Annotated in this window: 22 protein-coding genes and 1 pseudogene; 12 read left to right on the top strand and 11 right to left on the bottom strand. The window is 56.8% G+C overall.

Features of this window, described 5'->3' with window-relative positions; genetic code table 11:
• Positions 1 to 41: 41 nt before the first annotated feature.
• The 4 genes from ACE3MN_RS23360 to ACE3MN_RS23345 all read left to right on the top strand — a co-directional run bounded on the left by ACE3MN_RS23360 (position 42) and on the right by ACE3MN_RS23345 (position 3,138).
• Positions 42 to 206, top strand: coding sequence for a DUF1127 domain-containing protein (locus tag ACE3MN_RS23360; RefSeq protein WP_004098259.1), 165 nt, complete (start codon positions 42 to 44; stop codon positions 204 to 206).
• A gap of 339 nt (positions 207 to 545) precedes the next feature.
• On the top strand, positions 546 to 1,010 hold the full coding sequence (locus ACE3MN_RS23355) for a MarR family winged helix-turn-helix transcriptional regulator (RefSeq protein ID WP_082236791.1): 465 nt from the start codon (positions 546 to 548) through the stop codon (positions 1,008 to 1,010).
• Between the two features lie 6 nt (positions 1,011 to 1,016).
• Positions 1,017 to 2,084 (top strand): HlyD family secretion protein, encoded by a 1,068-nt coding sequence (locus tag ACE3MN_RS23350; RefSeq protein ID WP_049132032.1) that lies wholly within the window; start codon positions 1,017 to 1,019, stop codon positions 2,082 to 2,084.
• Positions 2,074 to 3,138, top strand: coding sequence for a DUF2955 domain-containing protein (locus ACE3MN_RS23345; protein WP_004133209.1), 1,065 nt, complete (start codon positions 2,074 to 2,076; stop codon positions 3,136 to 3,138). The genes ACE3MN_RS23350 and ACE3MN_RS23345 overlap by 11 nt, the downstream gene beginning before the upstream one ends.
• A gap of 2 nt (positions 3,139 to 3,140) precedes the next feature.
• On the opposite strand, the gene ACE3MN_RS23340 is transcribed toward ACE3MN_RS23345, so the two are convergent.
• On the bottom strand, positions 3,141 to 4,055 hold the full coding sequence (locus tag ACE3MN_RS23340) for a LysR substrate-binding domain-containing protein (protein WP_024360438.1): 915 nt from the start codon (positions 4,053 to 4,055) through the stop codon (positions 3,141 to 3,143).
• Positions 4,056 to 4,367: 312 nt separating this feature from the next.
• Between ACE3MN_RS23340 and ACE3MN_RS23335 the strand changes: the two genes are divergently transcribed.
• From ACE3MN_RS23335 to ACE3MN_RS23325, 3 genes are read left to right on the top strand one after another with little or no spacing between them, the layout of a single operon-like run.
• Positions 4,368 to 5,051 (top strand): nucleoside recognition domain-containing protein, encoded by a 684-nt coding sequence (locus tag ACE3MN_RS23335; protein WP_375364183.1) that lies wholly within the window; start codon positions 4,368 to 4,370, stop codon positions 5,049 to 5,051.
• Positions 5,044 to 5,511, top strand: coding sequence for a YjiG family protein (locus tag ACE3MN_RS23330; RefSeq protein WP_004128539.1), 468 nt, complete (start codon positions 5,044 to 5,046; stop codon positions 5,509 to 5,511). Before ACE3MN_RS23335 ends, ACE3MN_RS23330 begins: the two co-directional genes overlap by 8 nt.
• Positions 5,512 to 5,531: 20 nt before the next feature.
• Complete coding sequence (locus ACE3MN_RS23325) at positions 5,532 to 6,635, top strand: M20 peptidase aminoacylase family protein (RefSeq protein ID WP_024360437.1); 1,104 nt, start codon at positions 5,532 to 5,534, stop codon at positions 6,633 to 6,635.
• Between the two features lie 38 nt (positions 6,636 to 6,673).
• Here the strand turns inward: ACE3MN_RS23325 and ACE3MN_RS23320 are convergent, their stop codons facing one another.
• From ACE3MN_RS23320 to ACE3MN_RS23305, 4 genes are all read right to left on the bottom strand, one after another.
• Positions 6,674 to 6,928, bottom strand: coding sequence for a DUF3343 domain-containing protein (locus tag ACE3MN_RS23320; RefSeq protein WP_049086901.1), 255 nt, complete (start codon positions 6,926 to 6,928; stop codon positions 6,674 to 6,676).
• A complete protein-coding gene (gene yjiL, locus ACE3MN_RS23315; protein ID WP_004133200.1) occupies positions 6,925 to 7,692 on the bottom strand; it encodes a putative 2-hydroxyacyl-CoA dehydratase activator YjiL in 768 nt (255 codons plus the stop codon). Before yjiL ends, ACE3MN_RS23320 begins: the two co-directional genes overlap by 4 nt.
• Positions 7,693 to 7,700: 8 nt before the next feature.
• Positions 7,701 to 8,852 carry a double-cubane-cluster-containing anaerobic reductase gene (locus ACE3MN_RS23310; RefSeq protein WP_082236788.1) on the bottom strand — a complete coding sequence of 384 codons (1,152 nt, stop codon included), beginning with the start codon at positions 8,850 to 8,852 and terminating at the stop codon, positions 7,701 to 7,703.
• An 82-nt stretch (positions 8,853 to 8,934) separates the two neighbouring features.
• A complete protein-coding gene (locus ACE3MN_RS23305; protein ID WP_004133196.1) occupies positions 8,935 to 9,174 on the bottom strand; it encodes a DUF2164 domain-containing protein in 240 nt (79 codons plus the stop codon).
• Between the two features lie 373 nt (positions 9,175 to 9,547).
• On the opposite strand from ACE3MN_RS23305, the gene ACE3MN_RS23300 reads away from it, so the two are divergent.
• Together ACE3MN_RS23300 and ACE3MN_RS23295 are read left to right on the top strand one after the other, a co-directional pair.
• Positions 9,548 to 10,759: a phosphoadenosine phosphosulfate reductase gene (locus ACE3MN_RS23300; protein ID WP_004133194.1), complete on the top strand. Its 1,212-nt coding sequence runs from the start codon at positions 9,548 to 9,550 to the stop codon at positions 10,757 to 10,759.
• The gene (locus ACE3MN_RS23295; protein ID WP_004133192.1) at positions 10,759 to 11,385 is read left to right on the top strand and encodes an IbrB-like domain-containing protein; all 627 of its coding nucleotides are present in this window, start codon (positions 10,759 to 10,761) and stop codon (positions 11,383 to 11,385) included. Before ACE3MN_RS23300 ends, ACE3MN_RS23295 begins: the two co-directional genes overlap by 1 nt.
• A 10-nt stretch (positions 11,386 to 11,395) precedes the next feature.
• Here ACE3MN_RS23295 and mdtM read toward each other — a convergent pair whose 3' ends face one another.
• Entirely contained in the window at positions 11,396 to 12,637 is a 1,242-nt protein-coding gene (gene mdtM / locus ACE3MN_RS23290; RefSeq protein WP_049132030.1) for a multidrug efflux MFS transporter MdtM, read from the bottom strand.
• A gap of 163 nt (positions 12,638 to 12,800) precedes the next feature.
• Positions 12,801 to 14,090, bottom strand: a complete 1,290-nt coding sequence (locus tag ACE3MN_RS23285; RefSeq protein WP_074168711.1) for a DUF445 domain-containing protein — start codon at positions 14,088 to 14,090, stop codon at positions 12,801 to 12,803.
• Between the two features lie 300 nt (positions 14,091 to 14,390).
• Between ACE3MN_RS23285 and ACE3MN_RS23280 the strand changes: the two genes are divergently transcribed.
• Positions 14,391 to 14,825 carry an RICIN domain-containing protein gene (locus ACE3MN_RS23280; RefSeq protein ID WP_049132029.1) on the top strand — a complete coding sequence of 145 codons (435 nt, stop codon included), beginning with the start codon at positions 14,391 to 14,393 and terminating at the stop codon, positions 14,823 to 14,825.
• 89 nt (positions 14,826 to 14,914) lie between these two features.
• Here the strand turns inward: ACE3MN_RS23280 and ACE3MN_RS23275 are convergent, their stop codons facing one another.
• Together ACE3MN_RS23275 and ACE3MN_RS23270 are read right to left on the bottom strand one after the other, a co-directional pair.
• On the bottom strand, positions 14,915 to 15,556 hold the full coding sequence (locus ACE3MN_RS23275) for a LysE family translocator (RefSeq protein ID WP_049132028.1): 642 nt from the start codon (positions 15,554 to 15,556) through the stop codon (positions 14,915 to 14,917).
• A gap of 46 nt (positions 15,557 to 15,602) precedes the next feature.
• A complete protein-coding gene (locus ACE3MN_RS23270; protein ID WP_049132027.1) occupies positions 15,603 to 16,418 on the bottom strand; it encodes an AraC family transcriptional regulator in 816 nt (271 codons plus the stop codon).
• Between the two features lie 103 nt (positions 16,419 to 16,521).
• Here ACE3MN_RS23270 and ACE3MN_RS23265 point away from each other — a divergent pair.
• Together ACE3MN_RS23265 and ACE3MN_RS23260 are read left to right on the top strand one after the other, a co-directional pair.
• Positions 16,522 to 16,956 (top strand): annotated as a pseudogene (locus ACE3MN_RS23265) (Rpn family recombination-promoting nuclease/putative transposase); the annotation flags it as partial.
• A gap of 178 nt (positions 16,957 to 17,134) precedes the next feature.
• Positions 17,135 to 18,505: an NAD-dependent succinate-semialdehyde dehydrogenase gene (locus ACE3MN_RS23260; protein WP_049132026.1), complete on the top strand. Its 1,371-nt coding sequence runs from the start codon at positions 17,135 to 17,137 to the stop codon at positions 18,503 to 18,505.
• A 45-nt stretch (positions 18,506 to 18,550) separates the two neighbouring features.
• Here ACE3MN_RS23260 and ACE3MN_RS23255 read toward each other — a convergent pair whose 3' ends face one another.
• On the bottom strand, positions 18,551 to 18,871 hold the full coding sequence (locus ACE3MN_RS23255) for a hypothetical protein (RefSeq protein WP_375364182.1): 321 nt from the start codon (positions 18,869 to 18,871) through the stop codon (positions 18,551 to 18,553).
• On the bottom strand, positions 18,871 to 19,416 hold the full coding sequence (locus ACE3MN_RS23250; RefSeq protein WP_004133182.1) for a YfaZ family outer membrane protein: 546 nt from the start codon (positions 19,414 to 19,416) through the stop codon (positions 18,871 to 18,873). The genes ACE3MN_RS23255 and ACE3MN_RS23250 overlap by 1 nt, the downstream gene beginning before the upstream one ends.
• Positions 19,417 to 19,508: the final 92 nt, after the last annotated feature.

Raw genomic sequence — 19,508 nt, 5'->3', positions numbered from 1 at the left:
TCCGTGAAGATAAAGCCTCTGGCAAGGTGAGGAGGTAGAGGATGGAATTTCACGAGAATCGGGCAAGACAGCCGTTTATCGGCTTCGTATTTCTGGCACGGATAATCAAAAAATGGTGGCTTCGCGAACAAACGCGCAGAACATTGCAGCGAATGAGCGACGAACAGCTAAAAGATGTCGGACTGCGCCGGGATCAGATCAATTAAAAAGTGCGATTTTTTACCCGGCATTTCCCCGGAGGCGGCGCTTGACGCGTCTGTCCGGGCTACCGGCCCGCAAACGGTATTCAACCCGTAGCCCCGGTCAGGCGTTAGCCGCCACCGGGGAGATGACCGCAGCTGCCCTGGAGGTGGTTTCCCGGAGGCGGCGCCTGACGCGCCTTGTGCGGGCTACCAGATCGCGCAGAGCCGTAGCCCCGGTAAGCGCTAGCGCGACCGGGGATGATACATTCATAGAATTTATCAATTCATGCTTATCAATTCTTCGTTTCTTGATACTTATCGTGATAAGTATTATTTTCTTCGCAGCTAAGTGAGGAAAATAAGATGACCGAAGACGATCTGTTTGCCCAGCGCCCGATGGGCATGCGCATGGCGATGGTCGTGCGCCAGTGGCGCGCGATTATTGATTCTGCCATTACCGACACCGGTCTGACCCAGTCAAGCTGGACGGTGCTGATGCAGCTGCACCAGCTGGGTGAGAACGTCTCGGTCAGCGAGCTGGCGGAGGTGCAGGGCATTGAACTGCCGCCGCTGATGCGCACCCTCACGCAGCTGGAAAAGCAGGGCTATCTGCTGCGTTCAACATCGCCTTATGACAAACGCATCCGCCTGCTGACGCTGACGGCGGAAGGCCGCGCTATTCTGGAGAAGCTGAACCGCGTGATTGAGACCTATCAACAGCGCGTCACCGAAACCCTCCCTGAAGCGCAGCTCGCCGCCTTTAGCGCCACGTTAAATCAAATCGCCTGCAATCTGCGGACTATCCGCGAAGAAGATAACAAGATCTAAAACACTATGATGACCCCTGAACAGAAATTTGCCCGCTGGGTAAGGGTGAGTATTGCCGCCTTCCTGGCCATATTCGCCTGGTTTATCGTTGCCGATATCTGGATCCCGCTCACGCCGGACTCCACCGTGATGCGCGTGGTCACGCCGGTCTCGTCGCGCGTCTCCGGCTATGTCTCCCATGTCTATGTGCACAACAATAGCCAGGTGAAGAAGGGCGACCTGCTCTATGAACTGGATCCGACGCCGTTTATCAATAAAGTGGAAGCGGCGCAAATCGCCCTTGAACAGGCGAAACTCAGCAACCAGCAGCTGGACGCGCAGATCGCTTCTGCCCGCGCCAACCTGCGCACCGCCCAGTACACCGCGCGCAACGATAAGGTGACCTTCGATCGCTACCAGCGCCTGAGCACCATGCAGAACGTCTCTCAGTCGGATCTGGATAAAGTGCGCACCACCTGGCAGACCAGCGAGCAGTCGGTCAGCGCGCTCAACGCCAGCATCCAGAATCTGCTGATCCAGCGCGGCGAGCGCGACGATGCGCGCAACGTCACGTTGCAGAAGTACCGCAACGCACTGGAAGAGGCGCAGCTTAACCTTGGCTGGACCAAGGTGCGCGCCGAAACCGACGGCATGGTGAGCAACCTTCAGCTTAACCCCGGTCTGTACGCCACCGCCGCCACGCCGCTGCTGGCGCTGGTCAGCAATCAGACCGATATCGTCGCCGATTTCCGCGAGAAGAGCCTGCGCCACACCGGCGTCAACACCGATGCCGCGGTGGTGTTTGATGCGCTGCCGGGGAAAGTCTTCCGGGCGCACGTCACCAGCAGCGATGCCGGTATTCTGGCCGGACAGGAAGAGGTCAATGGCCAGCTGTCGCAGCCGGAGCAGTCTACCCGCTGGGTGCGCGACGCGCAGCGCATGCGCATTCACGTCGCGCTTGATGAGCCGCTGGATAAACCACTTCCCACCGGGGCCCGCGCGACGGTACAGCTCTATAACAGCGATGGCCCGTTCGCCCGCACCTTTGCCGGCGCGCAGATCCATCTGGTGAGCATGCTGCACTATGTCTATTAATACCCTGGCGCGGGTTTTCACCCCGCACGGCAACATCGTCTATACGGCCAACGATTTTCGCCAGACGCTGCGCATCGCCGTGGCCGGCACTATCGCGCTGAGCATTTCGACCTTCTACGACGTGCAGTACGGCGTCTTCTTCGTGGTTTATCCGCTGATGCTGCTGTCGCTGGTGCCGGTGTTTAACCGTCACGTGGCGCGGCAGTTTGTGTTCAGCGCGGCGGTAAACTGCGTCGAAATGGTGCTGATCGTCGGCTATCTGTCGCAGTGGCCGGTGATGATGACGCTGGTGGTGTTTGGCCTGTACGTAATGCGCTTTCGCTTTATGAGCCAGGGGCCGCTGTTTCTGCTGGGGTCGATGGGCGTGGTGTGTCAAAGTACGATGCTCAACTTTATGAGCTATCCCACCAGTAACTGGCACACCCTGATGTTCTCCAATATGGAGGCCTGCGTGATGGCGGTGGCGCTTAGCGCATTGCTTAACTACTTCATCCCGGACGTTGAACCGCGCAAGCCGCCGCCGCGCATTGAAAAAGATGCTGCCCGTATTCGCCATGAATCGCTGCTCTCCGGCAGCGTGGCGACAATGATCTTTGTGATCTTTCAGGTCTGCGACCTGAGCGACTCGCTGTCGGCGCTGATGGCGGGGATTTTAATTCTGTTCCCGATGCACTATCGCGGCGCGGTGATCAGCTCGATCTGGCGGGTGGTGGGGGTGGTGCTGGCCTGCCTTTATATTCTGGTGGTGCAGCTGATTATCTACGACTTCAGCAACCATATGCTGCTGATGATGCCGCTGATTGGCCTCGGCCTGGCGTTTAGCGCCCGCCTGCACGTGATGGAGAAAGTGGGTGCCGGCGTTGGCTTTGCCAGCATCACCACCATCGGCATCATGTTCGGCCAGAACCTGCATCCGGACCAGGACCTGGTGTTCAGCGATCTGTACCGCATCACTTCCGTCACCGTGGCGCTGATCGTCACGCTGACCATGGTCTTCCTTATGCATCGGCTGCTGAACTGCTTTGCGCCAACCCGGTTTGTGGTGACCGAATAAGCTCAGGCAGCCAGCGCCCGCTGCGCGTCGCGAAAAGCGTTGTGCAGCAGCCGCCACATATGATGCGCTGCCGGAGAAAAGCGGCGGTCGGAGTTGCGTAGCAGGTGGCACTGGGCGCTGCTGGCGATAGGATGGTCAATGGGGACCGCGGTCAGAATACCGTGGGCGATCGCTTCCCGGGCGGCGTATGCGGTCATAAAAGAGATCCCCAATCCCGCCTGGCTCAGGCTCATGGCGGTGGAAAAGAGGTTACAGCGATAGGCCGGATGAAACTGCCGTCCGGCGGTTTTAAACATGGCGTTCATATGGCGCTGCAGGCCAAAGCTGTCGGTGAGCGCGATCAGGCGATATTGCGTGAGCTCATCGATGGTGACGGCGCGCTGGGCTGCGATGGGATGCTGTGGCGAGACCACCGCGCAGATAGGGCCCCACTGAAAGCTGTGGCGTTTAAGCTCCGGGTTGCCGATGGGGCCGAAGGCGACCGCCATATCCGCTTCGCCGCTGGCGATATCGTTGAGCATCTCCTGCATGCTGCCGACACTAATATCCACGAACACGTTAGGCCAGGACTGCGAAAAGGTGCTCATCACCGATTCAATAAAGGTGGTGACCAGCCCGCCGCCAATCCTCACTGAAATTGTCCCGCCGCGCATGTGGCGTAAATCCTTCAGATGGCTTTCCAGCTTTTCCCGGCGTTGACGGCTTTCGAAGTAGTCCTCCGCCAGCAGACGTCCGGCTTCGGTAAGCACCACGTTTCGCCCCTGGCGTTCCAGCAGCGGCAGCTCCAGCGCCCGTTCCAGCTGCGCTATCTGGCGGCTGATGACTGACGGGTTGATACCCAGCATATCGGCAGCCCGGCGAATGCCTCCCTGAATCCCGACTTCATACAGATAGCTCATTGGCCTCTCATGCAACATCGTTTCTCGCTCCTTTGTTGACCTGCGGTCAACAATAACACCCTTTCACAGGTATTTATCATCCCGGCAAGTTATAGATAATCGTAATTCGGACAAAAACTGGCAGGGAGGAAAATTCTCATCGCTTATTCCCGGCTTGCTATTAAGGTGGCAAGGCTCGGGAAGTTAAAGAATAAGAAATGGTGATGATGCTGATTAAGGGAATATGGAAAAGCTTATCAGTGAAAATAATAAATTCGAATAACAATAAATTGACAAAATTTCAAATTGCAAACAATCGCACTAACATTTCATTATGTGAGAGGACAGGCTATGAGTGAAAATAAAACGTTGGAATGTTTCTCCGACGAAACGACAAATGAGTGGAAAGTCGGGCCCGGAGCCTGGATTTCACTGATCATCGTATTGTTAGTTTTCTCCGGATTATTGTTTAAGGTTGAAGGCATGGCCTGGCTGGGGGCGTTTGACTTTACCACCCTCGGCGGCGCGTTCGGCACCATGAAAACACCGGAAACCAACACCTTTATCGGTAGCGGCGGCATCAGCGCCAAGGCCGGTTTCCTGTTTGCCCTGTCGCTGGTGCCGACGGTGATGCTGGCGCTGGGGCTGCTGGAGATATTTACCCACTACGGGGCGATCCGCGCGGCGCATAAGCTGCTGACCCCGCTGCTTCGCCCGCTGCTCGGGATCCCGGGCTATACCGGCCTGGCGCTGATTACCGATTTACAGAGTACCGATGCCGGCGCGGCGCTGACCAAAGAGCTGTATGACAGCGACAAAATAAATCGTAAGGATCTGGTTATTATGGGCGCCTGGCAATATTCCGGGGCCGGTCTGATTAATAACTACTTCTCAATTGGCTCAGCGCTTTTCGCTTCGTTAACCATTCCTATCATTATTCCGCTGCTTTTAATGTTTGTGCTGAAATTTGTCGGCGCGGCAATCACGCGTCTGGTTCTGAATACCGCTTATAAAAGGGATTTTGAAAATGAATAATTCGGCAAAAGTCGGCAGTAACCCGTTCGATATTTTCGTTATCGGCGCGCGCAAAGGATTTAATATCGCCATCAACAATCTGATGCCGAATGTATTAATGGCCTATGTGATCGCTGAAATGCTCAATTTGCTCGGCGTGATGCAGATCATCGGCCACGTCTGCGCGCCGCTGATGGGCCTGTTCGGCCTGCCGGGGGAAGCCATTACCGTATTGCTGACCTCCTGGCTTTCCGCCTCTGCGGGAACCGGCGTGGCGGTGAGCCTGTTGAGCAAAGGTACCCTCAACGTGGCGGATATCACGATTCTGATCCCGGCGATTTTCCTCATGGGTTCGCAGCTGCAGTACATGGGGCGCCTGCTCGGCGTAGCGGATGTCCCGAAAAAATATTGGCCGCTGCTGATGGCGGTGAGCATTATCAATGCCGTCATCGCCATGCTGGTCATGCGCGTGATTGCATAATAGAAGGCAAGGAGTAAGACGTGTCGCGAACATTAGAGCATTTCAATTATCTGCATCAAATCCCGGAGCTGGGCTTTGAAGAGTACAAAACGTCGGCATACATCGGCGATGCATTAGAAGCCGCGGGGTTTCAGGTGCAGCGCAACGTCGGCGGCACCACCGGCATTGTTGCGCTGCTGGATAGCGGTAAGCCGGGGCCGGTCGTGGCGCTGCGGGCGGATATGGATGCGCTGGGCCATATCATCGATGGCCGCTTAGAGGCTCGCCATACCTGCGGTCATGACGGTCACTCTTCGGTGGTGTTGACCGCCGCGGAAGAGATCCTCACCGAAGGGCTGGTAAAGCGCGGGAAGCTGAAAATACTCTTTCAGCCCGCTGAAGAGCTGGGCACCGGGGCGATCGCGCTGACGGAAGCGGGCGTGCTGGACGACGTGGAGATGCTGTTCGGCTTCCATCTCAGGCCGCTGGAGGAGTGTCCGAAAGGCAAGGCGGTGCCGGCGATGTACTACTCCGCCTCGGCGACGGTGATGGTCGATTTCCACGGCAAAGCCGCACACGCCGCCCGGCCTCATCTGGGCGTTAACGCGCTGGACGCCGCGTCGCACGCGGTGCAGGCGGTAAACGGGATTCATCTGGCGCCTTCGCTGACCTGGAGCGCTAAAGCGACGCGCTTTCTGTGCGATGCGGGAGTGACCAACTCGGTGCCGGCGAAAGCGCACGTGTGCTGGGATCTGCGCAGCGCGGAAAATGAGGGCATGGCGACGTTGAAAGAGCGGGTGGTGCGAGCGATAGAGAGCAGCGCGGCGGCTTACGGCGCCACCGTCGATATCCAGATCGTCAAGGAGATGCCCGCCGCGATTATCGACGAACAGGCTACGGCTATCGTCAGCCAGGCGATTCGCGAAACGTTTGGCGAAGCCGGCTTAACGGCAGCGAAGAGTACGCCGGGCAGCGAGGACTTTTTCCACTACCTGCGCCTGCGTCCACAGGTGAAGGGCGGGTTCTGGGGGCTGGGCTGCGACCTGCTGCCGGGGCTGCATCATCCGGAGATGCGCTTCGACCGCGCCGCGCTGGCGGATGGCGTGCGGGTGTTTAAATCCTGCGTTCGCCAGCTGCTGGGGTGAGGGACTAAACCCGGATATTGTGCTCGCTTCACGCCGGGTTACGCCTGCTGCGGAAACTGAGCCAGCAGCTGATAATCATCCCCGGCGACGCGAAACAGGGTTGCCGTGTGGCCGGGGAGAATCCACTTCTGCTCTTCGCCCGGCTCACAGCTCAGATAAATGCACAGCCCGCAGCCGCCGCGCAGCTGGCGCGGAATGTCCTTCACCCGGAAGGTCGCTCCCGCCGCCTGCAGGGCTTTGCGCATCCGCACTACCCCCACCGTTGAGTGAAATAAAAACAGATATTCCGTCACCGGCGGCTCCTCTGACGTAAACCGATCAGCGCCGCGCCGATCGCCCCGGCAAACTGCGCGTCGGGATGCGTCTGCACCGCCATACCCACGTGCTCCTCCAGCCTCCGCGCGAAGGCGGCGCAGCGGCTGACGCCGCCGGTAAACAGCAGCGGGCCCTGCGCCGACAGGCGGCCGATAAAATTGGCGCTGCGTCGGGCCATGGCGTTGATCACGCCGGCGAGGATCGCCTCCGGCGGCACCCCGGCCGAACGCAGGCTGATGACCTCGGATTCGGCGAACACCGTGCACATACTGGTAATCGCATGGGGCTCAACGCCTTCGGTGATGCTGTCGAGCTGGTCGACGCTGGCCCCCAGCGTACGCGAGATCACCTCCAGAAAGCGCCCCGTGCCCGCCGCGCATTTATCATTCATCAGAAAATCGGTGAGATTACCCGCGTCGTCCAGCTGGATAACCTTGCTGTCCTGGCCGCCGATATCGATGACCGTCCGGGTCTGCGGGGCCAGCAGCCGCGCGCCGAGCCCGTGGCACGAGATCTCGGTGACTTGCTTATCGGCAAAATCCACCAGCTGGCGACCGTAGCCGGTTAAGGTTAAAAAGGGGCGTTCGCTTAAGCCAGCGCGGAGCGTTTCCCACGCCTCAACGATGGCGTCGGCGGGGCGAAACGGCGTCGGACAGAGAAAGCGGCGCTGAATCACGCCATCGGCGAGCAGGATGCCTTTGGTGGCGGTCGATCCGGAATCAATCCCTACGGTAACGGTCACGCGCGCTCCTAAAGCATCTCAATAAAGGCCGCCACGCGGGTGCTGAGCTGGCCGAGATCCGCCGTCGAATAGTCGGTCTCAATGGCGATATAGGGGATATCGTGCTGCTGGCGCACGTGGCGTTTTATCGCCAGCGACTCCACCGCGTAGGTATGGCAGGCCTGCAGAATGACGTCTACCACGCCGTCGGCCTGGTACTCTTCTACCATTTGACTGAGCAGGGACAGGCGCTGGTCATTTGGCGAAATACAGGAGCAGCCGATGGCGAGATATTTCTCGGTCAGGGCGTCGTAAACGTCACCCGTCTCCTCCACGCAGCGCTCGGTGGCTTTCGCGCCGGTGCAGTTTTCAAAACCGACCACCCAGCCGCCGTTGTCCTCAATGGCCTTCACCACTTTTTCCGCCGCGCCGCCGATCGGGCAGCCGGTGATCAGAATACGCGGCCGCGCCTCCAGCCGTTTGCCCTCTTGCCACTGCAGGCGCACCCGATCCGCCATGTCGTTGAGCTCATCGATCAGCGCCGCTTTATCGAAGCGGAAGGTCGCGCCGTAGACCACTTTTAAAATATCGCTGCCGCTGAGCGCGGGCGGGTTGAGCTGCCCGACGCGATAAAAGTTCGCCAGCGCCCGCCGTTCGCGGTTCTTGAGGATAATCGCCTCGCGCAGGGCGGCTTCGGTGATCGGCGTACCAAAGCGATCTTCCACCGCCTTCTGCAGGCGCAAAATTTCCGCTTTCCACAACGCTCGCGAGGCATCATCGCTGGCGCTGTTCGGCAGCTGCATCACGTGCACGGCTTTGAATTCGGCCATGTATTCGTACATTTTCTTTTTGCCGTCGCAGGTGGTTTCGCCCACCACGAGGTCGGAAAAGTAGAAGTAGGGGCATTTGTCAGTCTTGCCAAAACCGTAGCTGCTTTTTATCAGCGGACAGAGGTTGCGCGGCAGATCCTTTTCCGCCTCTTCAATCGTCTCGTCGGAGGTGGAGCACAGCGACACCACCACCGCGCCGGCGGCCAGCGGAATTTCCTGCGGCATAAAGGTGCAGTAGGTGCCAACCAGCGGTATGTTTTGCTCTTTAAGCTCCATGACCGTGAGGAAACCCTGCTGGCGGGCTGCGGAGAAGTGGTCAAAGATGGCGGGTAGATGGGTGATAAGCGACATGGTTTTCCTTCCCCGTACACGGGAGATGATGAAAGAGGCCGCATTATAACCCTGTTCATTGTGTGTGTTTATTGATCTCCCGCTAATAGACTTTTTTCAGATCCATCTCTTCCTGAATCCGATCGCTCAATGCAAGGTGGGTGGCGATGGCCGCATCAATCCCGGCGTTATAAAACATTGGACCCAGCTCTTTCGCGATAAAGTCGACAAAGAATTCCGCGTCAAATTGCTCCAGCTCCAGCTCAAAATTCTCTTCGCAGTATTTACACAGCTTCTCGCGCAGCAGATCGCGTTGCGGCGGGCTGAGATCGATATCGCTCATAGCGTTCCTTAATCAATATTGTTACGGTGAATCAGGGCAGCTGATTATATCCGATCGCGGGGAGTCAGTTGTGATATGGCGTGATGTTTTTGGCCACAACGAGGTAGGTTGATTAAATCGCTCAGGAGCTAATTGTGACTGAGATCACAGTATTCTCGATAAAATGAAGATAATCAGAGGGATTCTCATAACCTCATGAATTTAAATGAGATAATATGGTTTTTATGATGTGAATAACATTTAGTTGCGCTCGCCTTTTTTCAGCATGTCGGTATCTGGATGAATAATCTATAGACCTGTTTTCAGGTTATCTGGCTTACGGATTTTTTCTATAAGTACATTCTGACGGCGATTCATTTATCAGGGGTGAAGGATGAAACGCGTAAAACTGGATATGAATGTTTTTGACGCTGCTCTGATGCGCCTGGATTGGGTATTTGATACTTTCGAGCAGGTCTGTTTATCTTTTTCCGGCGGTAAAGACTCGACGGTATTATTTCATCTGGCGGCGGCCGTTGCGCGTAAAAAAGGGAAAAAGTTTGCGGTATTGTTCGTGGACTGGGAAGCGCAGTATTTATTAACTATCCAGCACGTGCAAAATATGAAAGAGCGCTATCAGGACGTTGTAAGCCGCTTCTACTGGGTGGCGCTGCCGATGACCACGGTGAGCGGCGTATCGCAGCACGAGCCGGAATGGGTCGCCTGGCGGGCCGGGGTTGAATGGGTAAGGCAACCGCCGGATGATGCCATCACCGATGCCGGTTTTTTCCCTTTTTATCAGCCTGAAATGACGTTTGAAGCCTTTGTTCCGGCTTTTTCGCACTGGCTGGCCGCCGGGAGAAGCCTCGCTTCGCTGATCGGTATCCGCACCGACGAGTCGCTGCATCGCTACATGGCGCTTACCTCGCCGACCAAACTGCGCTTTGAGGACGATAAGCCATGGACCACCGCCTCGCCGGAAGGGTTTAGCTACACCTGCTATCCCCTCTATGACTGGCGGACCCGCGACATCTGGATCTTTAATCACAAGTCGCGGCTCCCCTACAACCCGCTCTATGACCTGATGCATCGCGCCGGCGTGCCGCTGAAAAATATGCGCGTCTGCGAGCCTTTCGGCCCCGAGCAGCGGCGCGGGCTGTGGCTTTATCACATACTTGAGCCGGAGACCTGGGAGCGGATGTGCCGTCGGGTATGCGGCGCGCACAGCGGCGCGATTTACGCCAACGCCAGCGGCGACTACTTTGCGCTGAAGACCAAAATCCGCAAACCGGCGCATTTTAGCTGGCGCGAATATGCGCTCTTTCTGCTCGATAGCATGCCGGAGAAAACCGCCGAGCATTACCGCAATAAAATCGCTATTTATCTGCACTGGTACCAGACCCGCGGTTTCCCTGACGATATCCCCGATGAGCAGGAAAAAGATCTCGGCTATCGCGATATTCCCTCATGGCGCCGTATCTGCAAGACGCTACTGAAAAACGATTTCTGGTGCCGGATGCTGTCGTTCAGCCCGACGCAGCCTAAGCACTATGAGCGTTACTGTCGGCTGGTGAGTAACAAACGTAAAGAGTGGAGGACGCTTTGATGTCACCGGATGTGGCTAAGACAGTGATTGAGTATCTCGAGTCGTTTGACGATGTTGACTTGAAAATCAAAGCGATTAACGAGCTGAAGAGCCTGATCCACCAGCACAGCCCCTTCTGCCGCGAGCCGGTGGACTGCGTGCTGTGGGTCGAAGCCAACACGGTTGAGGCGAATGACTACAACCCTAACGTGATGGCGACGGTGGAAAAAAAACTTCTGGAGCGTTCTATCGAACTGGATGGTTTTACCCAACCGGTAGTGGTAGCCCGCCAGCAGCGACGGCACCTGGTCGTGGACGGCTTTCACCGCCATCTGATTGGTAAGAGTCGCCCGGAGCTGAGCCGCCGTCTGCATGGTTATCTTCCGGTGACGCTCATCAATGCCGAACGCGAAGGGCAGAAAGAGCGTATCGCCGCTACCATTCGCCATAATCGCGCCAGGGGCAAACACCAGATCGCGGCGATGTCCGACATCGTCCGCGATTTACATCGCCAGGGCTGGGACGATCGGCGCATCGGCGAAGAGCTCGGTATGGATGCGGATGAGGTGCTGCGCCTGAAACAGATCAGCGGCCTGACGGAGCTGTTCGCCGACGAGAGCTTTAGCGAAGCCTGGACCGTGGAGTAGTCAATGTGCGCTACTCCTGCGCCAGCATGGCTTCCGGTCGCTGGCGTATCCGGCTTAATAAGCCTGCCAGACAGCACGCGGCCGCGATCCCCGCCGCCACCCCCAGCAGATGAAAAGGTAGCCTACCGCCGTTAAACCACAGCCAGCGCGCCGCTTCGATGGAGAGCGCGCTGACGCTGAGGATCACGATATTCAGCGACGCGGAAACGGTGCCCTTTGGCAGATCGTTAGAAAACAGAGTAAAGCGGAACAGCGTCGGGAAAATCAGCCCGATGCCAAAAGCATAGAAGCAGGTGCCGAGTACCGACCATAGCCAGACGTTCGGCCACAGCAGATTGCCGAGGATCAGGATCGCCAGCCCGATCATCTGGATAGGGACCGCGCGCCAGATAAAGCGCGAGCGGGTGGGATCTTTTACCCAGCGCGCCACCGACAGGTTGGCGATAATCACCGCGCTGAAGACCGGCGCCTGGGTCCAGGCGAACTCGGCGGTGGTTAAGCCACCGTCGTCAATCAGGATAACCGGCGAGACCGCAACCCAGCTCATCAGTGGAATATAGCTGAGCGAGAGCGTGGCGGCGCCAAACAGAAAAATGCGGTTGCGGAAAACATCGCGGAAATCGCGCAGCACCCCGCTGGCGCTGAAGGAGACGTCGCCGCGCCGGACGGTCTCCGGCATATTCAGCAGCAGCCCCAGCCAGGCGATAAACCCCATGACGGCAATAATCCCGAACAGCACTTTCCAGTGCACGAAGTGCATCAGCGCCGCGCCGGAGAGCGGGCCAACTATCGGCGCAATCAGCACGATCGAGGTAATAATCGCCATCAGCTTAATGGCTTTTGTCTGGCCGAACGCCTCCTGCACGGTGACGTAGCCGACGGTGGCGATAAAACAGATACTGGTGCCCTGAACAAAGCGCGCGGCAAGGAACTGCTCCATTGAGGTGGTGAACAGGGTCGCGAAGCAGGCCAGGGTAAAGATCAGCGCGCCGGTGAGCAGTACCGGACGGCGGCCGATACGATCGGAGAGCGGCCCGAGCAGCCACTGTAGCGCCATGCCGCCGGCCATATACAGGCTGACCGACGCGGGCGCCAGCGCCACGTCGGCGTCAAAGTCGCGCACCACGTGGATAATACCCGGCTGGATAAGATCGGTGGTCAGATAGGCGGCAAAGTCATAGAGGATCAGCGCTGCCGGGAAGAACAGGGTGGCGGAATGGCGGGCAAAAAAGCGGGTCATCCATTGCAACATCGGTGGGCTCCTTGTTGAGTCTCTACGCCATAAATAGCCGTTTATGCGCGCACTATTTCAGCACTTCACACTGCAATAAATTTAGGGTCAACCTAAATATCCATATATTTTCAGGGGTTAATATGTATTCGTGTAATAAATACATTAAAAACAAATAGTTGAATTAAATATGTAAATGCAGCAGCGCCGGAATTTGTGAAAACAGCCACAGCAGCAGGCCGATAGTGCCGCCGACCAGCGTGCCGTTGATGCGGATAAACTGCAGGTCCTTACCAATGTTCAGCTCGATTTGTCGCGACATATCGCGGGAGTCCCAGCTTTTGACCGTATCGCTGATATGGCGCGTCAGGAAGGCGGCAAACTCCGGGGCCACCCGGTGCGCCGCCTGTTCAAGGTGTTCGTTCAGCGATTCGCGCAGCGCCTCATCGTGGAGCAGCGTTTCGCCAAACCACTGACCGGCTTCGGCAATGCGCTGCTTGATGCGTGAATCGTCGCTATTAACGTCGTTTTTAACCCAGCCGCGCAGGTCGGCCCACACTTCGCCCAGATAGCGGTTAAAGGTCTCATCGTTTTTCAGATACGCTTTGATATTGTCTGCTTTTTCCGCCATCAGCGGATCGGACTTCAGGTTGTCGATCAGCTTCAGCGCCGCGCGATCGAAGGCCTGGCGGATCTGATGGGCGCGATCCTGACTCACTTCGTCGAGCAGCGTGTTAACCGCGTCGGTAACCATTTCAGCGCTGTGCTCGCCGAGCCATTCGGTAGGCAGCAGTTTGGCTTTTAGCGGATGCTCGGTCTCCAGCCAGTGCACGATGCCGCGGGCAATAAACGCCCGCGAGCTGTCGCGCTGGAGCAGGGCGATCAGCTGGCTAATCAGCGAATCGAGCAGCTTTTGGTGGCGGTTATCGCGCGTCAGACCCTCCAGCATCATGGCGCTGGTTTGGGTTAAATCGACCTTATCAATCGCTTTATGCACCGCCCGGCGCAGCAGGCGCTGAATACGCGCATCGTCGGTGAGCTCGAGAAACCCGCTCATCACTTGCAGCAGATGCTGGCCGACCCGCCGCGCGTTTTCCGGCTGGCTGAACCAGTTACCGAGCATCAGCGCCGGTTCGTAGCGGCGGATCAGCGCCACCAGCGACGGTGTATCAAGAAATTTTTCCTGCACGAAATAGCCGAGATTATCGGCTATCCGGTCCTTATTGCGCGGGATAATCGCCGTATGCTGCGCAACGAACGGCAGCGGAATGCGGCGAAACAGCGCCACTACCGCGAACCAGTCCGCCAGCGCACCGACCATCGCCGCTTCGGAAATAGCCTTTAGCGCACCGACCCATGGCGTCGGCGGCAGCACGAGGGTAGTGATAAAAATAGCGGCTGCAATCAGCAGCAGCGAGAGCGCCAGCAGCTTGGCACGTTTCAGTTCAGCGAGTTTTTCCATAGTCTTAAGCATATAGCCTGACGGCTAATGCGTAAAATCTTCGCCATTTGACGCCCTGGTCATTCGGATTCCTCTTTTCCCGACGAGAGAGACGATGAGGGTTAATTTAATTTACGTAGCTTAAATTCTATTTTTAAATAATTAAAGTTAAATACATTTATAATATATATTGTACATGAGTTCTTTCTTAAATTAATTATTAATAAGTGATCTTAATCACATTATACTCAAGGTTAAATAAGGCATTGTTTATTTCAGGGAGAACGTTAATAAATTTCTCTTGCTACTGGTCTTTTATAAAAGGAGTTGATCATGATTGGTATATTTAAATATACAGCAAAAAAAGACATAGTATTAGGTATTAGCGATCAGCAAACCGGGGCTAAGGCTGTTATCTTACCAGCGTCCTCACCGTTAAATAAAATTCTGTGGTCGGTTGATGACAGGACCGGCGAGATCGTCCTGGCCGCCAGTGAGGAGCTGCTGCTGGGTATCCGCGAGGATCGTATGGGTTCAGGCGCAGCGATTGAGCTTCAGGTTCGCGGGAATAAAGCGACGCAGCGGTGGGATTTAGTCAGCTCACGTCGCTTTATTAAAAGCAAACAAAATCCGACCTTTGTTATGGACAGCTACAACCGCGGCACGAACCCGGGGAATCCGATTATTCTTTTCGAATTTAACGGCTCGGAAGCGCAGCAGTGGGTATTTGTGCCGATGGATATGTTGACGGCAAATAGCCCGGAATAAATATTGTTTAAAAGAGAGAGAGAATAGAGCCTCGTTTATTCTTGTACAGAGAATGATGAGGCTTTGTCCTTATTGGGTCGTCGACAATACTAATTAAAAATAAACTGCCACACAATCCAGCCGCCAAAAACCATCAGTATGGCGCCGGCCGTGCGCTCGACTCGCCAGACGACGGCGGAAAGGCGGCGCTGCACCGAGGGTAGCGCAATCAGCGTGACCAGCAACAGATCCCACAGCAGCACCACGCTGGTCATCCATGCCCCGCTGACGGCCTGCTGCACCAGCGTGACGTTCGGTCCCAATAGGGAGGTCATCAGCGCGAGGTAGAAGAGCGCGTTTTTCGGATTCAGCAGCGAAGAACCCAGCCCGAGAAAAAGCTGTCTCACCAGCGACGGGCGCGAAGCCGAGGCGCCGTGCAGCGCCAGCATGGCCGGGCGGCTTCTGAGCAGCAGGCTGCCAATCCACAGCAAATACGCCGCGCCCAGCAGCTCAATCACCGTAAACAGCAGCGGCGCCTGGCGCAGGATCCCCCAGCCGATAATCGCCAGAATAATATATAAACCGTTTCCGGCGGCAATACCGAGACACAGGCCGACGCTGCCGCGCAGGCGATAGCGGATGGCGTAGCCCACCAGCAGAAAAAAATCCGGCCCGGGGCTCAGCAGGGCGACAAAATGGGAGAGCGCCAGCGCGGGGAAGGCGGAGGGAAAGAGCGTAGCGAGTATGTCCATAGCAACCTCAGTAATAACCTGAGGTCACCCTACGCCAGCGCGAACGCTAATTATTGTCTGTTATTGATCGGCGCTGCGCATACTGGCGCGGCGTGGCGGCGGTATAGCTGACAAAGATTTTATGAAAGTGGCTCTGGTCGGCAAACCCGGCCTGGTAGCCCACATCGGCGATAGTATCCCCGGCGCGCAGGCGCGATTTGGCGAACTCAATCCGCGCGATATTGATAAAACTGGCGGGCGTCAGGCCGGTATCGTGCTTGAAGGCGCGGATCAGCGTCTCTTTACGCAGCGCAAACTCCTCGGCGAGGCTATCCAGCGTCGGCGGCGCCTGCAGATTGGTTGCCAGACGACTGAACAAACGCGCGCTGGTTTGGCTTAGCGCCGCAGGCGCGAGCGGGCGCAGCGGCAGGCCGCGCAGCAAGCGGGCGACGCTTTCGGGTAACGCGGCGGTGTTCTGCTGGCTCATCAATTCCACGATCTGCAAATACCGGGCAAACAGTTCGGCATCGCGTATCACCGGCTGGGAGGCTATCAATCGCTCATGATGCCCATCGCCTGCCAGCTGTCGCCAGCACCAGCTTAGCTCGAGATAGAGCATATGGTAGCTGCGCGGCTGGCCGTCGCGCGGATTACAGCTGTGGGGCGCCTGGGCGGGAATAATAATCAGATCGCCGGGCCGCAGCAGATACTCCTGACCATTGCAGAGACAGCGCGTTTCCCCCTCGATAATCGCCCCAATGGAGAGCTGCGGATGGCGATGACGTTTATAGGCCTGTCGGCTGTTCCAGGTACTGCGCAGCTCCAGCCAGGGCAGCTGTTCGTCGCGCCAAAAGGTTTGCTGAATATTGCGCGTATGGCTCACGGTGGGCTCCTTAGCTGAGAGGGATAGTTGTTTATAACATGCCTTCAGCCTGCGGAAGAACCGCGAGTCGCCTTCCACAAAAATGTCTCGCTTGCAAACGAGGAATGAAATTGTCCAGCATCGCCGAGTAGCCTTACTTGAACTGCTGCAAAAACATATTCGTCAGCGCGATCTGCTGGGCATTGTGGAACATCTGACGGCCATTTTGCTTAGCGGATACGCTAAGGACAGGCAGCTAAAAACGCTGTTTAATTATCTGATTCACTCGGGCAAAGCGCTTCGGTTGGGGAAATTTATCCGCGAAGTGGCCCGGCGGGTACCGCATCACAAGGGGAAGCTAATGACTATCGCCGAAAGATGACGTGAAGTGGGGCGCAGGCAGGGGAAGCGGGAAGGTCGACCTGAGGGCGTTGAGGAGGGGCAGCGCGCCGAAGCGCTGCGTATTGCTCAAACGATGCTCGCCGAAGGGATGGCGCTGGAAACGGTGCTGAGAATTACCGGTTTGTCGGAGGCAGATATCCGGGCTGTTATTCACTAAGATATTGATATATTGACGTTATTTATGAGGGGTTTATGCTGATAGCGTTCCCCGTTCCATTTCGGGAAAATTCCGTATCTCTCTGAGTTTGGCCGCATCCACAGCTATCTCGACTACCCTTAATATCCTGTGCGGTATTTATGACTGCGTTAACAGCGATAACAAGGAGACATACGATATGGCTTATCAGACGGTGAATCCTGCAAACAATCAGCTCATCAAAGAGTATCCGGCACACAGCGATGCGGACGTAGAGGCGGCGCTGCAGAAGGCGGATGCGCTATATCATTCGTCGTGGTCGAAAGGCGATATAGCGCAGCGGCTATCGGTGCTGCACAAGCTGGCGGATCTGATCGATGACCGGGTTGACGAACTGGCCGAAATCGCCAGCCAGGAGATGGGCAAGCTTATTGCGCAGAGCCGCGGTGAGGTTAAACTGTGCGCGCAAATTGCCCGCCACTACGCCGACAACGCCAAACAGTTTTTGGCGCCGGTAAAGTATCCGTCCGAGCTGGGTGAAGCCTGGGTCGAACACCATCCCATCGGCGTGCTGATGGCGGTAGAACCGTGGAACTTCCCTTATTACCAGCTTATGCGCGTGCTGGCGCCGAACCTGGCGGCGGGGAACCCGGTTATCGCCAAGCATGCCAGCATCGTCCCGCATTGTGCGGAAACCTTCGCCCACCTGGTACGCGAAGCCGGCGCGCCGGAAGGCGCGTGGACTAACCTGTTTATTTCTCAGGATCAGGTGGCGAAGATTATCGCCGACGATCGCGTACAGGGCGCAGCCCTGACCGGCTCGGAAAAAGCCGGTAGCGTGGTGGCGGCGCAGGCGGCTAAACACATTAAGAAAGCGACGCTTGAACTGGGCGGTAACGATGTCTTTGTGGTCCTGGACGATGCCGATCTGGCGAAGGCGGTGAAGATCGGTGTACAGGCGCGGCTCAACAACGCGGGCCAGGTGTGCACCGCGGCGAAGCGCTTTATCCTGCATGAAAAAATTGCCGACGCGTTCCTGAGCCAGTTTACCGAGGCCTTCCGTCAGGTGAAAATCGGCGATCCGCTGGATGAGAGTACGACGCTGGGTCCGCTCTCCTCAAAAGATGCGCTGGAAACGCTGACCAGGCAGGTGAATGACGCGCTGAAAAACGGCGCGAAGCTGCACCTGGGCGGCAAACCCGCGCAGCGGGAGGGCAGCTTTTTCGAGCCGACCATTTTGACCGGCATTACCCGCGATAACCCGGCCTACTTCGAAGAGTTCTTCGGTCCGGTCGCGCAAATCTACGTGGTGAAAGATGACGATGAGGCGGTGAAGCTGGCCAACGATTCGCACTATGGCCTTGGCGGAGCCGTATTCAGCCAGGATATCGAAAGGGCGAAACGTATGGCCTCGCGGATTGAAACCGGGATGGTCTATATCAACTGGCTAACCGATACCGCGCCGGAGCTGCCGTTTGGCGGCGTTAAGCGCTCCGGGTTTGGCCGCGAGCTTTCCGATCTTGGCATTAAAGAGTTTGTGAATCAGAAACTGGTCGTCGTGCATAAATAACGGCGTGAAGACAAAAACCTGCCATCCGGCAGGTTTTTTTGGCGATCACTGAACTTCAATCTTATCCCAGCCGCTTTTAAACATGCAGCTGTCTACAAGCGTATCTCTGCGCCCCGCATTGGCGTCCTCCACCGTATAGTTGGTGGAAATATCCTTTTTCTTGTTCTCTTTGTCCGTTTTTTCCGAGCTTGAACCGGTGACGACGTTATCCGGGGGGAGATCGATCAGCGCCTGCGCTTCGCACTCGGTGAGCTTTTTATTCATCTCCGTATCGCTGACGCCCGGTTTCACCCATTTGTACTGGACGCAGCCTGACAGCAGCACGGCGAGGCTCAGCGCGCAAAGCGCGGCGAAGCGGCCGTTCATCAGAAGGTAACCCCACCGCCGACATAAGCGCCGTCAATCAGCGTGTGGCCCGGGCGGCCATCTTTGCCGTCGACGCTGACGTGGCGATAGCCCACTTTCAGCGTGACCGGGGTGATGGGCGTCCAGCTTACGCCGCCGTTGGCTTCAACGTAGTTTTTGACGCTGTTGTTCAGGCCCTCTGGCGCGGCATAGCCCTCACCATAGAGATGGATGCTGTCGGTCAGGGCCACGTTGACGCCGCCACCGATAGGGAAGGCCACGCCGTTATCGCCTTTTTTGGGACCCAGGTAGATAGCTTTCGCGCCGGCATTGAGCATCACCGGGCCGAGTTCCAGGTTATAACCCGCGCCGACGCCGCCTGTCTGGGTACCGTCATCGGTATTTTTGAGCCAGTTGCTTTCCACATACAGGCCAGAGGAGGATTTCCCCATTTCCAGATTCAGGTTGGTGAAGTTCTTGCCCTGCTCAACGGTACCGCCCATCGCCAGTGCGGATCCCGAGACGGCGGTCAAGGCCGTGAGGAGAAGGATATTCAGCTTTTTCATGGTTTGTGCCTCATCATTACATTACGCGGAGGGCACCTTAACAATCGATTTTTATGACTGCAAATCAGCTAGCGATGACTGTTTTATGCTAA

The organism is Klebsiella grimontii (assembly GCF_042137965.1).
In the GTDB taxonomy this organism is placed as follows: Bacteria; Pseudomonadota; Gammaproteobacteria; order Enterobacterales; family Enterobacteriaceae; genus Klebsiella; species Klebsiella grimontii.
Note: the sequence above shows the minus strand (reverse complement) of the source record. Positions and strands in the feature narration are given on the sequence as shown.

Bases quoted from the DNA above. Each gene is read 5' to 3' on its own strand.
- ACE3MN_RS23250 (WP_004133182.1), bottom strand. From the start codon at position 19,416: ATGAAAAAGCTGAATATCCTTCTCCTCACGGCCTTGACCGCCGTCTCG.
- ACE3MN_RS23360 (WP_004098259.1), top strand. From the start codon at position 42: ATGGAATTTCACGAGAATCGGGCAAGACAGCCGTTTATCGGCTTCGTA.
- ACE3MN_RS23285 (WP_074168711.1), bottom strand. From the start codon at position 14,090: ATGCTTAAGACTATGGAAAAACTCGCTGAACTGAAACGTGCCAAGCTG.
- ACE3MN_RS23300 (WP_004133194.1), top strand. From the start codon at position 9,548: ATGAAACGCGTAAAACTGGATATGAATGTTTTTGACGCTGCTCTGATG.
- ACE3MN_RS23345 (WP_004133209.1), top strand. From the start codon at position 2,074: ATGTCTATTAATACCCTGGCGCGGGTTTTCACCCCGCACGGCAACATC.
- mdtM (WP_049132030.1), bottom strand. From the start codon at position 12,637: ATGTTGCAATGGATGACCCGCTTTTTTGCCCGCCATTCCGCCACCCTG.
- ACE3MN_RS23280 (WP_049132029.1), top strand. From the start codon at position 14,391: ATGATTGGTATATTTAAATATACAGCAAAAAAAGACATAGTATTAGGT.
- ACE3MN_RS23340 (WP_024360438.1), bottom strand. From the start codon at position 4,055: ATGTTGCATGAGAGGCCAATGAGCTATCTGTATGAAGTCGGGATTCAG.
- ACE3MN_RS23255 (WP_375364182.1), bottom strand. From the start codon at position 18,871: ATGAACGGCCGCTTCGCCGCGCTTTGCGCGCTGAGCCTCGCCGTGCTG.
- ACE3MN_RS23295 (WP_004133192.1), top strand. From the start codon at position 10,759: ATGTCACCGGATGTGGCTAAGACAGTGATTGAGTATCTCGAGTCGTTT.
- ACE3MN_RS23355 (WP_082236791.1), top strand. From the start codon at position 546: ATGACCGAAGACGATCTGTTTGCCCAGCGCCCGATGGGCATGCGCATG.
- ACE3MN_RS23260 (WP_049132026.1), top strand. From the start codon at position 17,135: ATGGCTTATCAGACGGTGAATCCTGCAAACAATCAGCTCATCAAAGAG.
- ACE3MN_RS23305 (WP_004133196.1), bottom strand. From the start codon at position 9,174: ATGAGCGATATCGATCTCAGCCCGCCGCAACGCGATCTGCTGCGCGAG.
- ACE3MN_RS23335 (WP_375364183.1), top strand. From the start codon at position 4,368: ATGAGTGAAAATAAAACGTTGGAATGTTTCTCCGACGAAACGACAAAT.
- ACE3MN_RS23350 (WP_049132032.1), top strand. From the start codon at position 1,017: ATGATGACCCCTGAACAGAAATTTGCCCGCTGGGTAAGGGTGAGTATT.
- ACE3MN_RS23275 (WP_049132028.1), bottom strand. From the start codon at position 15,556: ATGGACATACTCGCTACGCTCTTTCCCTCCGCCTTCCCCGCGCTGGCG.
- ACE3MN_RS23310 (WP_082236788.1), bottom strand. From the start codon at position 8,852: ATGTCGCTTATCACCCATCTACCCGCCATCTTTGACCACTTCTCCGCA.
- ACE3MN_RS23330 (WP_004128539.1), top strand. From the start codon at position 5,044: ATGAATAATTCGGCAAAAGTCGGCAGTAACCCGTTCGATATTTTCGTT.